The organism is Acidovorax sp. sif1233 (genome assembly GCF_019218755.1).
Lineage (GTDB): Bacteria > Pseudomonadota > Gammaproteobacteria > Burkholderiales > Burkholderiaceae_C > Acidovorax.
In genome coordinates, this window is sequence record NZ_JAHUWZ010000002.1 from 461,057 (window position 1) to 474,865 (window position 13,809).

A 13,809-nucleotide genomic window follows, 5' to 3' on the forward strand; every position below is an offset into this window, starting at 1 on the left:
GCAGCTACGGCGGCAGCATGGCCAAGATCCTTGTCGTGGATGACCTTCCGGCCAACCGGGCGCTGGTGGCCACGCTCATAGGACACAGCGGCCACCAGGCGCTGGAGGCGGCGGACGGCGCCCAGGCGCTGGACGTGGTGCGGGCAGAACGCCCGCAGCTGGTGATCTCCGACATCCTGATGCCCACGATGGACGGCTATGAGTTCGTGCGGCAGTTGCGTGCCGATCCCCAGCTCGCCGCCACGCAGGTGATTTTCTACAGCGCGCATTTCCGCGAGCAGGAGGCGCGCAACCTGGCCCTGGCCTGCGGGGTCGCCCAGGTGCTGGTGAAGCCCTGCGAGCCGCAGGACATCATCGCGGCCATCGAGCAGGCGCTGTCGCAGGTTCCGCCACAGCCCGTGCTCCCGCTGGAGCACAGCTTCCAGACGCGGCACCTGCAGCTCATGGCGGACAAGCTCACCGGCAACGTGGCCGAGCTGGAAGCCATGAACCGCCGGCTGGCGGCGCTGACCGACCTGAACCTGCAGCTGGCGTCCGAGCGCGACCCGCAGGTGCTGCTGGCCAGCGTCTGCCGGGGTGCGCGGGACCTGGTGGGCGCGCAGTACGTGGTGCTGTGCGCCGTGCGCAAGGATGGCCATGCGGCCCTGGTCTGCACCAGTGGCATCGATGCCGCCGCGACGGGGGTGCTGGACCTGCCCGTGGTGTCGCACGGCCTGCTGGGCAGCGTGCGCGCCGAGCGGCGGGCGCGGCGGGTGGCCAACGCCAGCGGCGACCCCCGCGAGGTGGGCTTGCCGGCGGGCTATCCGGCGCTGCACTGCGGCCTGATCGCGCCCATCACATCGCTGTCGTTCTCCTATGGCTGGATCTGCCTGGCCAACAAGCCCGGGTCGCACGAGTTCAGCGCCGAGGACGAGAAGATCCTGTCCATCCTGGGGGCCCAGGTGGGGCGCATCTACGAGAACGGAAGCCTGTACGCGGAGGTGCAGCGCCATGCCGACCAGCTTCAGTTCGAGGTGATCGAGCGCAAGCGGGTCATCGAAGAGCTCCGGGCCAGCGAGGCGGGCCTGCACCGCGCGCAGGTGCTGGCCAAGATCACCCATGTGATCAGCAGCCAGGACGGCGTGTTCGAGAGCTGGCCCGACACCTGCCCCCAGATGCTGGGCGTGGAGCCGTCGGCGATGCCCCGGTCCGCGCGCGAATGGCTGGCCCTCGTGTATCCGGACGACCAGCCCTTGTTCCGTGAGCGCGCGCTGGAGGCTGCCACCGAGGGCGTGCGCCTGGATTTCAACTACCGCCTCGTGCGCGCAGACGGCGCGGTGATCCACCTGCGCCAGGTCATGGAGCCTTTGCTGGCCGACGATGGCGTGGGCAGCGACACCGTCCGCTGGTTCAACACCATCCAGGACATCAGCGTGCAAAAGCGCGCGGAGGAGGAACTGCGCGAGAGCGACCGCCGCTTCAACGACATGCTGGACAAGGTGGAGATGATCTCGCTGATGCTCGACTGCGAGGGGCGCATCACCTATTGCAACGACTACCTGCTGCGCCTGACCGGGTGGCGGCGCGACGAGGTGTCCGGCCAGAACTGGTTCTCGCTGTTCGTGCCGCCCGAGCAGGTGGATGTGCGCGACGTGTTCGCCGACCTGCTGGCCGACCGCCCTTCTGCCTGGCACTACGACAACGAAATCATCACCCGCGGCGGCGAGCGCAGGCTGGTGCACTGGAACAACACCGTGCTGCGGTCGGCGGGCGGCCAGGTGACCGGCGTGGCCGCGCTCGGGGAGGACATCACCGAGCGCAAGGAGGCCGAGCACAAGATCAAGCGGCTCAACCGCGTGTACGCCATGCTCAGCGGCATCAACACGCTGATCGTGCGCGTGCGCAAGCGCGAGGAGCTGTTTCACGAGGCCTGCCGCATCGCCGTGGAGGAAGGGCAGTTCAAGATCGCGTGGCTGGGCAAGGTGGACGCGGCCCGCCAGCAGCTGGTGCCGGTGGCGCTCTCTGGCGCGGGAGAGGACTTCCTCGCGCACATCCGGGACCGGCTGCGGCTGCACGACAAGCCCACCCCGGGCGAGAGCCTGAGCGCGGAGGTGGTTCGCACCGGGCTGCCCGCCGTGTGCGACGACGTGGTGGGCGACCCCCGGATCTTGCTGCCCGGCCTGCTGGCGCAGCGTGGCGTGGCGTCGCTGGCCATGCTGCCGCTGGTCGTGGCCCACGAGGTGGTGGGGGTGCTGGCCCTGTTTTCCGAAGAGGTGGGGTTTTTCGACGAGGCCGAGATGAAGCTGCTGACCGAGCTGGCCGGCGACATCGGCTTCGCGCTCGACCACCTCGACAAGGAAGACCGGCTGAGCTACCTGGCCTACTACGACGAGATCACCGGCCTGCCCAACCGCACGCTTTTCCTGGAGCGCGCCGGCCAGCACCTGCGACCCCGCGAAGGGCCGCGGCCGCTGCTCGGGATCGCGCTGATGGACATCAGCCGGTTCCGGTTCGTCAATGACACGCTGGGGCGGCAGATGGGGGACGAGCTTCTCAAGCAGGTGGCGCAGCGGCTGCAGCGTGCGGCGGCCGATGTGCACGGCGTGGCGCGCATCGGGATCAACAGTTTCGGCATGGCCGTGGCCGGCGCCCGCGATGCCGGGGCCGTGGCGCTGGTGGTGGACCATCTCATGCGCAGCTGCTTTGATGCGCCCTTCCTGCTGGGGCAGACCGAGCTGCGCATGGCCGCCAAGGCAGGGGTGGCCCTGTACCCCATGGACGGCGTGGATGCCGAAGCGCTGCTGCGCAACGCCGAGGCCGCGGTCGGCAAGGCCAAGGCATCGGCCGACAGCCTGCTGTTCTACACCTCTGAAATGAACACCCGCGTGGCCGAGGCGCTGAGCCTGGAAGGCCGCCTGCGCGAAGCGCTGGAGCAGGGCCAGTTTGTTTTGCACTACCAGCCCAAGCAATGCCTGGCCAGCGGCGTCGTGGCGGGCGCCGAGGCGCTGATCCGCTGGAACGATCCGCACCGGGGCCTGGTGCCACCGGGGCTCTTCATTCCCATCCTGGAGGAGACCGGCCTGATCTACGACGTGGGCCGCTGGGCCCTTCGCCAGGCGCTGGCGGACAACCGGCGCTGGCGGCAGGCGGGCCACGCGCCGCTGCGCGTGGCGGTCAATGTGTCGTTCCTGCAGCTGCGGCACCGCAACTTCGTGGCCGAGGTGCGCGAGGCCCTGGCCCTGGACCCGGGGGCAGGCGGCGGGCTGGAGCTGGAGATCACCGAAAGCATGGTGATGGAGGACGTGGAGCACAGCAGGCGCAGCCTGCACGCCCTGCGCGAGATGGACATCACGATCGCCATCGACGATTTCGGCACCGGGTTCTCATCGCTGAGCTACCTGGCCACGCTGCCGGCCGACACGCTCAAGATCGACCGCTCCTTCATCCTGGGCATGGACACCGGAGCCCAGGGGCAGGCGCTGGTGTCCACCATCATCAACATGGGGCACTCGCTGGGGCTCAAGGTGGTGGCCGAGGGGGTCGAGACGGACGACCAGTGCCGCCGGCTCGCACTGCTGGGCTGCGACGAGATCCAGGGCTACCTGCTCAGCCGGCCCCTCCCCGCGGACGTGTTCGAGGCCCAGTTCCTGGCGGGTTCCGCCAGCGTGCCCGCGCATTGAGCCCGGCGGCGGTCCCTTGGCGGGCCCCGCCGCCGCGCCGCCGCGTGGTGTCAGTGTTTTTGCACCAACTTAATGATGCTGGAGAAATCCAGCGCGCCATGGCCCGCCAGGCTGTGCGCGGCATACAGGCTGCGCGCCAGGCCGCCGAGCGGGGTGGAGGCCTTCACGGCCGCGGCGTTCTCCTGCGCCAGCCCCAGGTCCTTGAGCATGAGGTCGGTGCCGAAGCCGCCCGCATAGCCCTTGCTCGCCGGCGCGGTCTCCATCACGCCGGGCATGGGGTTGTACTTCTCCAGCGCCCAGTTGCCGCCCGAGCTGCGGCGCATGATCTCGGAGAGCACCTTCGGGTCCAGGCCATTGGCCACGCCCAGGGCGATCGCCTCGCTGGTGCCGGCCATCAGGATGCCCAGCAGCATGTTGTTGCAGATCTTGGCCGTCTGGCCCGCGCCCACGGCGCCGGCGTGAAAGATGTTGGCGCCCATCTTCTCGAGCACGGGGCGCGCGCGTTCCAGTGCCGGGGTGTCGCCGCCCACCATGAAGGTCAGCGTGCCGGCGATGGCTCCGCCCGTGCCGCCCGAGACGGGCGCGTCGATGAAGTCCATGCCCCGTGCCTTGGCGGCCTCGGCCACCTTGCGCGACGTGGCTGCGGCGATGGTCGAGCAGTCGATCACCAGCGTGCCCTCGGCCAGCAGCGGCAGCAGGCCGGGTTGCCGGTCGCTGCCCAGATAGAGCGTTTCCACGTGCTGGCTGGCGGGCAGCATGCTGATGACGACCTCGGCCCCTTGCACGCAGGCGCCGGCGTCCGTCGCGATGCGCACGCCATCGGCGGCGAGCTTGTCGCAGGCCGGCTTGGAGAGGTCGAAGGCGCCCACGTCGTGGCCCGCCTTGTGCAGGTTCAGGGCCATGGGGCCGCCCATGTTGCCGAGGCCGATGAATGCAATCTTCATGGTGTGTTTCTCCTGGATGTCGTTGTGGTGGTGAATCGGGTTGGTATGAAATTGATAGCTGCCAGCGCTTGATTTCAAAGGGCTACCGGCCGAAAAGGCTTGAAAATCACTCGGCGAAATCTGCGCCGCGGGCTTTCAGCTCCGCGCGCAGCACCGAGCGGTGACAACGCGATTCGTCCTCGCAGTAGCAGCCCAGCGACATCGCGGCATGGCGCGAGAGCGCGGCCAGCAGGTCCAGCGTGCGGCTGGCCTCGGGCTGGGCCAGTTCCTTGCGGAACTGCTTGACGAACGCTTCCCACTCCTTGTCCGTCTGCGCCTGCTGGCCCTGGGCCATGAGTTCGGCCGTGGGGGACAGCAGGGGGTACCACACGTCGTAGTAGTCGCGGCTGGCGAACTCGGTCTTGGGCACGCCACGCGGCGGGCGGCGCACGGTGCCGATGCGGGTGCCTTCCCCGGCGGCGCGCGGGGTGCCGAGGCGGACGATGCGAAGGGGCATGGTGGTGGGCTCCAGGGAGGGTGGGGCAGATCAGTCGTCGGCTTCGAAGATGCTGTGCTTCTTCGCGGCGGTTTTTTTGGCGGGCGCTTTCCTGGCCGCGGCCGGGGTGTTGGTTGTTTTCTTCTTGCGCGGCGATGCCTTGGCCAGCGGGTTGTAGGCCAGGGCTGCTTCGAGCCAATGGTTCCACTGTGCGCGCGTGGCGTAGCCATTGGGCTCCACCCAGAAGTAGCCCTTCATGCCGCCGCCGGGCGACAGCTCGCGGGTGTTCTGCATCTCCTGCACCTCGCCATGGCGCTCCGGCGGCAGGCGCACCAGCAGTTCCTCGCCCTTGACGGCGACACACATCTTGCCGTCCACAAAAAACGCATGGGTGCCGAACAGCGGGCGCTCCTCCACGTCGCTGCGGTGCGCGAGCGCCGTGCGCACGGCGTCGATCAGGTGCAGGGTTTCGTCGGAGAGGGGGCGGGCGGGCATGGTTTCAGGTCAAATAGGCCGCTAGCGCTTGATGGATAAGCGCTGGCAGCTATAAAAACAGGAGTTATTGCCTAGCGGATGGCCTCCGTCGCATCCCCGTCCAGCATGCGCCGCGCAATGATCACGCGCATGATTTCGTTCGTGCCTTCCAGGATCTGGTGCACGCGCGCGTCGCGCAGCAGGCGCTCCAGCGGGTATTCGCGGATGTAGCCATAGCCGCCGTGCAACTGCAGGGCGTCGTTGATGACGGTGAAGCCCGCGTCGGTGGCGAAGCGCTTGGCCATGGCGCAGTAGGTGGAGGCGTCGCGGGCCCCCGCGTCCAGCTTGCTGGCGGCCAGGCGCACCATCTGGCGCGCGGCCACGAGTTCCGTCGCCATGTCGGCCAGCTTGAACTGCAGGGCCTGAAAGCTGGCGATGGGTTTGCCAAACTGCTTGCGGTCCTGCATGTATTGCTGCGCGGCGTTGAGCGCGCCTTGCGCCGCGCCCACCGAGCAGGTGGCGATGTTGATGCGCCCGCCGTCCAGGCCCTTCATCGCGATCTTGAAGCCTTCGCCCTCGCGGCCCAGCAGGTGGTCGGCGGGGATGCGCACGTTGTCAAAGCTGATGGTGCGCGTGGGCTGGCTGTTCCAGCCCATCTTGTGTTCCTTCTTGCCGTAGCTGATGCCGGGCGTATCGGCGGGCACGGCAAAGGCGCTGATGCCGCCCGCGCCCGAATTCGCGTCGCCCGTGCGCGCCATGAGCACCAGCACGTCGGTGCTGCCTGCGCCGCTGATGAAGGCCTTGCTGCCGTTGATGACATAGTCGTGGCCCACCAGTTCGGCACGCGTCTTGAGCGAGGCGGCGTCGGAGCCTGCGCCGGGCTCGGTGAGGCAGTAGGACGCGAGCTTCTCGCCCGTGGTCAACAGCGGCCCCCAGTGGTCGCGCACGACGGGGGTGGCCCAGGTGCCCAGCATCCAGGTGGCCATGTTGTGGATGGTGATGAAGGCGGTGGTGCTGGGGTCGATGGCGGCCATTTCCTCGAACACCAGGGTGGCGTCCAGGCGGGGCAGGGCGAGGCCACCGGCGTTCTCGGGTGCATACAGGCCACAAAAGCCCAGCTCGCCCGCCTTGGCGATGGCTTCCTTCGGGAAGATGCCCTCGGCGTCCCACAACGCCGCGTGGGGCGCGAACTCGGCTTGCGCAAAGTCGCGGGCCGTCTGGGCAAAGGCGCGTTGTTCTTCGGTGAGTTCAAAGTCCATGGTGTTCTGTCTCGTCGTCGGTTCTTGTTGTTCTGGGCGCCCGGGTCAGGGCCTGGCGGATGGGTGGTCCAGCGTCAGCCAGCGCATCAGGCCCTTGCGGCGGGTCTCGGTCTCCGTCGTCAGACACTCGTGGTAAAGGCGCGGCCACTGGGGCTGCGACTCGGCACTGCGCGTGGCCTGCTTGCAGCGCGTGGTGCGTTCGCGCTGCCAGGCGGTGTGCTCCTGGCGCAACTGGGGCCGCTCGTGGGCCGACAGCGCGCGCATCACATCACCGTAGAGGATCGCGATCTGCGTGTCTGCCGCCTGAAAGGCCTGCACGGCGCAGGCATTGGTTTCGTCCACGCTGCCGCCGGGCTTGCAGGCGGCACCGGCCTGCGCGTGGGCATCAGCTCCCACCAGCATCACGCAAGCCGCACCGAAGACCATGGCCCATCCCCGTATCATTGTCAGATCAATTTGCATGCCCCGCTTTTACCATCGACCACAGTGGTCACGACTGGCGCGGCCTAAGGCCAGTGCCACCGTGCAAGGGCCGCCCCGCCGCACGGGTGGCGTCCCCCTTCCGCATCGCGCAGCGATGCAAGAGAAGAGAAGGGGGAAGGCGCGCAGCGCCTCAGGGGGATGTCACTTCAAGCTAATCGTCGTGTTCACACCATGCGACGTGGTGCTGTCATCAAACCAGCGGGCCGTCACCGTCTTGGTCTGCGTGTAGAACATGACGACCTGCTTGCCGTAAGGACCCAGGTCGCCTAGCTTGGACGCGCGCGAACCCGTGAACGAGAACAACGGCACTGGCACGGGGATTGGCACGTTGATGCCGACCTGGCCCACATCGATCTCTTCCTGGAACTTGCGTGCAGCCGCACCCGACTGGGTGAAGATGGCGGTGCCGTTGCCGTTGGGGTTGCTGTTGATGAATTCGATGGCTTCATCGATGTCGGCGGCGGGCACCAGGGCCAGCACGGGGCCAAAGATTTCCTGGTCGTAGATGGCCATGCCGGGCTGCACGTTCGAGAAGATCGTCGGGCCCACGAAGTTGCCCTTTTCATAGCCGGGCACCGTGGGCTTGCGGCCGTCCAGCTCCAGCGTGGCGCCGTCGGCAATGCCGCGTTCGATCAGGCCTTCCACACGCGAGAGCGCCGCACAGGAAACGAGCGGCCCCACGTCCGTGCCCTTTTCGGTGCCGCCGTTGACCTTGAGCGTCTTGGCCTTGGCCACCAGATCGGGAATCCACTTTTGCGCCTCGCCTACCAGCACCACCACGGGCAAGGCCATGCAGCGCTGGCCGGCCGCGCCAAATGCGGCACCGGCGATGGCGTTGAGCGACTGTTCCTTGTTTGCGTCGGGCAGGATGATCGCGTGGTTCTTGGCGCCCATCATGCATTGCGCGCGCTTGCCGGCCAGGGTGGCGCGGTTGTACACATGGGTGCCCACCTTGGTGGAGCCCACGAAGGAGACTGCCTTGATGTCCTTGTGGTCGCAGATCGCGTTCACGGCCATTTCACCGCCATGGATCACGTTGAGCACACCGGGTGGAATGCCGGCTTCCAACGCCAGCTCCACCAGGCGCATGGTCACCATGGGGTCCTGCTCGGAGGGCTTGAGCACGAAGGTGTTGCCCGTGGCAATCGCCATGGGGAACATCCACAGCGGGATCATGGCCGGGAAGTTGAAGGGCGTGATGCCCGCGCACACACCCAGCGGCTGCAGCAGGGTGTAGGTGTCGACGCCACCGGCCACGTTGTTGGCCAGCTCACCCAGCTGCAGGTTGCCGATGCTGGCGGCGTGTTCCACCACTTCCAGGCCACGGAACACGTCGCCTTCGGCGTCGGGCAAGGTCTTGCCTTGTTCGGCCGTGAGGATGGCGGCCAGCTCGGCCATGTTTTCGCGGATGAGCTGCTGGTACTTGAGGAAGATGCGGGCGCGCGTGCCGATGGGCGTCTTCTTCCAGGTCTTGAACGCTTCCTTGGCCGAGGCCACGGCGGCATCGATTTCTTCAGCGGTGGCAAAGGGCACGCGGGCCAGCACCTCTTGCGTGGCGGGGTTCACCACGTCGCGCCACTCGGTGGTCTTGGACTCGACGAACTGGCCGCCGATCAGCAGCTTGACGGTGGGGGCCAGTGCGGCCACGCGGGTGGGTGCGTTCATGGTTTTGTCTCCGGGGGGTTGCAAACGGCCCGCGGTGCAGGCCAACCCGTGCATGTTATGCGTGCAAATATGTAATTACAAGGCGTTGCTCTGCAATGTGTATGTGCTTATTTGCACATGAAAACAGCAAGCCCGAACCCCAGCGGATCAGGGGATGAGCAGCCGAAGGCTCCTGTCCTCAGGGTGCGGTTTTTTGTTCAGTGAAGCAGAAATGCAAAAAGGGGCAAACGCTGCCGTCGGCCCCTTTTTTCCGCCGCTCCGTGGCGGGTTGGTCCATTCAGTTTCTGGACGGGTATATGCCCTCCACGGCAATGATGTAGTTCATCCCCAAATACGGGGGCATGATGGAAAACGGTTGACTGCCACCTGCAATACCGGTCGTCGCGCTGCTCATGGGCAATTGGGTATCGGCAGTGCCGCTGGCAGCATATTGGGCATTGCGCTGATTGGACGCTGCCGGCATCGCCCCGGGACCGGGTGCCTGCAGGGTGCCCAGGGTGGTGGATGCAGGAATGGTGGGCGCTGCATGGGTGTGTGCCGGCATTTCCGTGCTGATCAGCGTGTGGGTGGGGCTGCCGCCAATTTCACCCATGGTGACTTCGGGAAGTCCCGGCCCTTGGCCTGTGCCGACGGGAGCCCGGCCACGCAGGTCTGGCAAGGCAAAGGTGGTTTGTCCATTGCCGCCGTAGGTGGTGCCCAGCAGGGAAAACAAGGCCGTATTTTGGGCAATGCTCATAATTTGACCCTGGCAGAAAGCCCACCCACGGGGGGCGAAATTGCCAGCGAACATTTTGATTTCGGCAATAAACGGTTCACTCATAGCGATTCCTCATCAAGTCAAAAAGTAGCCAGTGATCCATCCACCCTGGGCGGCAGCGGACGCACCGAGGTGGGAGTAAGCCTGGTGGCGTTGGAGCCAGGTGCCGGTGACGGAGGTCGAGCGCTCCCACAACGGCCCTGCGCTGTCGCTGGCGGAACTGGCCCAGTACCGTTGTCCGCGAGGGCCCGCCAGCGGTTTGCTCGTCAATGCCGCCCAGACGTCCTTGGTGCTGGTTCCCGGGGGAGCGGCCGCCAGGGCGCTGCCCAGGCTGGCGCCGGCCTCTGCACCCAGCAGCGCAGCGGCGGTCCACGCAAGGCCTGCCTGTGCGAATCGAGTCTTCCAACCAGTCTCTGCGATGTCTGCGGTGGGCCAGCTTGCCACGGTCCATGGACGAACGCCCGAGGTGCCATCGGAAAGCCATGGGAACCCGGCCAGTTGGGTGCGCAGCAAGGCCGGCTGGGCTTGCCACCATTGGCTGAAACGGTGCGCCTGGGGGCCGGAGAACAATGCAATCACCGCATCCGGTTGCTGCGAAACAATCGCCTGCTTCAGATCACCAAATTCCGGTGAACGCCCTGGAGCGCCTGCAATGTGGCGGCCCACGATCTGCCCACCCAATGAGCGCCAGCGGTGCTGGAAGGCCTGGACAAAGTCATACCCCGATTCGTGCCAGCCCATCGACAGGAAAGCGCGTGGACCACATTGCGCGTGCACCTTGTCGGCCAGCGCGGATGCCATGGTGCACAGTTCGAGGCTGTGGCGAACCTGCAGGGGGTGCTGTTCCGAGGGAGTGGCGATGTCGGCGCCGCTGTCGCTGATCCAGAGGGGCACACCGGCCTTCTCCGTCAAGGCAGACACCTTTTTCGCTAGCAAAGGGGGTATCCACCCCATCACGGCATCGATCTTGCCGTCCTGCAGCGCGGACCCTATGGCCCTGGCGGGGGCTGCAGGCAAAGGGCCCGCCGACAACCAGGTCAGCCTGACCTGCGAGGCGCCAGCCTGCGCCATACCCAGCTCGACGCCCCGCTGGTAGTCGTGCCCAAGCTGGGGCAGCTTTTCCGACATGGGCGCGATGCCCAGGATGTGCCAATGGGGGCTTGACGGGCCGGCGGACGCGAGAACAGGCGTCGAGAGCTGGACGCCGGTGGCCGCCACCGCACTGCCCGCGGCCAGGAAATGGCGTCGATGCAGGGGGGCGATCATGGCAGTGCCTCCTCGGCGAGATGCGGGGAGGCTGCAGGATGGTGGGACTGGCGCAGGTCCTGAAGCCTCAGGTAGTGAGGGGCGATCCATTGCGCGGTCAGGGATTGAAGATGATCGCTTGCCATGCTGTGTTTGGATTCCGTGTCTGAAACATAGACTTGATGGGGGTGCTTGCCGTGCCGTGTGACACGTTCGCGCATCCGCTCTTGATCGGTCGCCGAGGCATTCCAGCCCATGTGGGAAAGCACCCGGGTTTCAATGGCGCCGGGCAGTTCGGCGTGGTCGAGCAGCAGTGTGCGTGCGGGGTCGAACTCCTGGGTCATGGCCGCATAGATGTTCCCCAGCACGCGCGCGCAGTAAAGCTCAGGGTGCATGACGGCCAGTTCATGGACGCTGAGACCGTCCAGGCATGCGCCCAGCGTGCCCGGCACAAGGAAGAAGGCGCGTTCTCGCATCTGCGAGACCAGCACCGCCAGGGGTTCCCGGGTCAGGAATGCCCAGGGCGTTTCGGGCCAGGCTTCCGCCACGAGCGGGGCCTTGTCTGTGTTCCAGGCGTCCAGCTTGATGCTGAAGGACTCCAGCCCCGGGCTGGCATCGTCGCAGCGCTGCCCCCAGGCACTGGCCCACGCCCGTAACGCACGGACGACCTGGGTCCTGTCCAGCCACCCGCTGGGCAAGGCCTGGCGCAGCAGAAAGTCCACCGGAGCGGGCTCCGACAGTTGCAGATGGTGCGGGCTTTCCGCCAGCGCCTGCGTGATGAGCGTGGAACCACAGCGCGACACGTGGAAGATGACGAGCGAGGGGTCCAGGCCCGGCGACCGATCATGCCAGGCCAGCAGGTCGTGAAGCGGCGTCTGGCGCCGGAACGCCAGATGGAAGGGGTGCTGCATCTGGCTCTGGATGCCGTGCTGGAAGAAGGGCTCGCGCATCGGCTCGTCGAGCATGCGGATCCAGTCCACCATCACCTGGCCCTTGGCGATGTAAAAACGGATCGGGCGCCAGCCGCTGAAGTTCACAGAATCCATTGTTCCACCCACGCGCGGCGCCCGGCCTTCATGGCCGACTCCACATCCGATGCGTCAAATTGAAAGCCGGCGTCCTGCCCCATGCGCACCGATTCCTGCACGAACTCGGCGGTGTTGGTGATGGCGCTGAGCCTTGCGGAGTGTTCCGCATCCGCTCCCACGAAGTCGCGAAACCGGATGAACTGGCTCCACGGGTCGCTGGGGTCGGGCAGGGGCTCGCCGGCATCGCTGGAGCGGAAGGCCTCGAACAGGCGCATGTCCACCGAGGTGTCCGCCACCAGGTGGACCCGGGTCTGGCTGCCACGGTTGCGAACCCGGTGCGGGCGCGATACGTCGACGTACCAGCACTCGCCAGCCCGCAGCGGGATGCGCTCGCCATCGACATGGAAGAACACCTGCTCGCCCGTCTGCAGCGGCACGTGCAGGCGGGCCTCGCCCCGCGCCGCGCACACGCCGGCATCGGTGTGCTCCTTGATTTCGCAGCCCGGCAGCAATTGCATGAGCCGCACGGACTTCCAGGGCAAGGCCATGGTGTCCAGCATGGCGCGCAGCGTGGGGCACTGTTCCAGCGCGGGCGTGTCGGCATAGCCCGATGCCGGCACATCAACAGGAACGACATCGATGGGGGCCTCGGGCGCGGAACGCAGCGCGAGGGCCTGCCAGCCGCCATCGTGGCGGCCCTCGTTGAAATGGGTGCGCCACAGCGAGGAGGGCAGGGCGTTGACTTCGGCCAGGGCCGCAGCGGCGTCGAACCGCCAGGGCAGCCGGGCTGTTTGCATGCCCTGCACCATCAGGCCCTGGGGCTGTGCTTGCGCAGGTGATTCCAGAGGCGTCATTGCGCGCAGATGGCGTAGGCGATGCAGGCCGACGTCAGGGTGGGAACGCGGTAGGAGTTCAGAAGCCGGATGCTCCAACTTTGCACCGAAGCGCCGCAAGCGCCGCCCGCCGTGGGGTAGTTGGCGGCGATGAACACGCCGCCCGTATCGATCCCGCCAGCCCCGCTGGCACCCTCGTACCCTCCCCCTACAACCTTCTCCCCGGGCAGGCAGCAGGCGGTCGCATTGCAACTGTCCGTGGTGCCGGTGCCGGTTGCGGTCCGCACATTGACACTGAGCGAGCCCGCAGGGCCTGGGAGGCCGGTCGCGCCCGTGGCACCCGTGGCGCCCGCAGGGCCTGTGGCGCCCGTGGGGCCGGTGGCTCCCGCCACGCCCGGAGCGCCGTTGCTACCCGCCGCGCCCGTGGCGCCGGCGGGGCCTGCCGTTCCGGTCGCGCCGGTCGCGCCAGTGGGGCCGGCGGCCCCGGTAGCGCCCGTGGTGCCTGCCGGGCCGGTGGCGCCGGTCGTTCCGATGGCTCCCGTCGCGCCGGTCGGGCCGGTCGCTCCCGTGGCTCCGGACGCCACGCCGGGGGCGCATTGCCCCAGCCGCCCGGACGGGCCGTCAAAGCACAGGACGCTGGTGTTCGTATTGGGCGTGCCCGACAGGCTGGGGACCAGCACTTCGCCGGAGCCTTGCACGCGCAGCCTGTCGGTGTTGGAGGGGCCTTTGATCACAAAGCCGCCACCGACAGGCGGCGTGATGCTCACATCCGCCGCATGGGCACCCAGGGTGGCCAACGCCAGGCAGGCCTGGCCGGCCCAAAGCGACTTGTATGAGAGAGTGGTGCGTGTCATAGATGTCTGAGGCTAAGGAAGCGGGGAGGCAAGAAAAGCGGGGCGTGGCCCGGGATGCGCGGAAAGGAAGCCCGCCGCGCGCGGCTTCTCGAAAGATGCAAGGAATGGGCCCGGGGCGCGGAGGCTGGCGCGG

General features: G+C 67.3%; 12 protein-coding genes. 1 reads left to right on the forward strand and 11 read right to left on the reverse strand.

Going from position 1 to position 13,809, the window contains the following annotated elements:
• Positions 1 to 17 precede the first annotated feature (17 nt).
• Positions 18 to 3,659 (forward strand): EAL domain-containing protein, encoded by a 3,642-nt coding sequence (locus tag KW843_RS09575; RefSeq protein WP_218294900.1) that lies wholly within the window; start codon positions 18 to 20, stop codon positions 3,657 to 3,659.
• A 50-nt stretch (positions 3,660 to 3,709) separates the two neighbouring features.
• Here the strand turns inward: KW843_RS09575 and mmsB are convergent, their stop codons facing one another.
• From mmsB to KW843_RS09630, 11 genes are all read right to left on the reverse strand, one after another.
• Positions 3,710 to 4,603 (reverse strand): 3-hydroxyisobutyrate dehydrogenase, encoded by an 894-nt coding sequence (gene mmsB, locus KW843_RS09580; RefSeq protein WP_218294901.1) that lies wholly within the window; start codon positions 4,601 to 4,603, stop codon positions 3,710 to 3,712.
• A 106-nt stretch (positions 4,604 to 4,709) separates the two neighbouring features.
• Positions 4,710 to 5,099 carry a DUF488 domain-containing protein gene (locus tag KW843_RS09585; protein ID WP_218294902.1) on the reverse strand — a complete coding sequence of 130 codons (390 nt, stop codon included), beginning with the start codon at positions 5,097 to 5,099 and terminating at the stop codon, positions 4,710 to 4,712.
• Positions 5,100 to 5,129: 30 nt separating this feature from the next.
• Positions 5,130 to 5,573, reverse strand: coding sequence for a TfoX/Sxy family protein (locus tag KW843_RS09590; RefSeq protein WP_218294903.1), 444 nt, complete (start codon positions 5,571 to 5,573; stop codon positions 5,130 to 5,132).
• A 71-nt stretch (positions 5,574 to 5,644) separates the two neighbouring features.
• Complete coding sequence (locus tag KW843_RS09595) at positions 5,645 to 6,811, reverse strand: acyl-CoA dehydrogenase family protein (RefSeq protein ID WP_218294904.1); 1,167 nt, start codon at positions 6,809 to 6,811, stop codon at positions 5,645 to 5,647.
• Positions 6,812 to 6,856: 45 nt separating this feature from the next.
• Entirely contained in the window at positions 6,857 to 7,237 is a 381-nt protein-coding gene (locus KW843_RS09600) for a lysozyme inhibitor LprI family protein (RefSeq protein WP_218295308.1), read from the reverse strand.
• A 198-nt stretch (positions 7,238 to 7,435) separates the two neighbouring features.
• On the reverse strand, positions 7,436 to 8,959 hold the full coding sequence (locus KW843_RS09605; protein WP_218294905.1) for a CoA-acylating methylmalonate-semialdehyde dehydrogenase: 1,524 nt from the start codon (positions 8,957 to 8,959) through the stop codon (positions 7,436 to 7,438).
• A gap of 277 nt (positions 8,960 to 9,236) precedes the next feature.
• A complete protein-coding gene (locus KW843_RS09610; RefSeq protein ID WP_218294906.1) occupies positions 9,237 to 9,779 on the reverse strand; it encodes a phage tail protein in 543 nt (180 codons plus the stop codon).
• A 12-nt stretch (positions 9,780 to 9,791) separates the two neighbouring features.
• Positions 9,792 to 10,982 carry a hypothetical protein gene (locus KW843_RS09615; protein ID WP_218294907.1) on the reverse strand — a complete coding sequence of 397 codons (1,191 nt, stop codon included), beginning with the start codon at positions 10,980 to 10,982 and terminating at the stop codon, positions 9,792 to 9,794.
• A complete protein-coding gene (locus KW843_RS09620) occupies positions 10,979 to 12,007 on the reverse strand; it encodes a sulfotransferase family protein (RefSeq protein WP_218294908.1) in 1,029 nt (342 codons plus the stop codon). Before KW843_RS09620 ends, KW843_RS09615 begins: the two co-directional genes overlap by 4 nt.
• A complete protein-coding gene (locus KW843_RS09625) occupies positions 11,995 to 12,843 on the reverse strand; it encodes an aspartyl/asparaginyl beta-hydroxylase domain-containing protein (protein WP_218294909.1) in 849 nt (282 codons plus the stop codon). The genes KW843_RS09620 and KW843_RS09625 overlap by 13 nt, the downstream gene beginning before the upstream one ends.
• Complete coding sequence (locus KW843_RS09630; protein ID WP_218294910.1) at positions 12,840 to 13,676, reverse strand: hypothetical protein; 837 nt, start codon at positions 13,674 to 13,676, stop codon at positions 12,840 to 12,842. Before KW843_RS09630 ends, KW843_RS09625 begins: the two co-directional genes overlap by 4 nt.
• Positions 13,677 to 13,809: the final 133 nt, after the last annotated feature.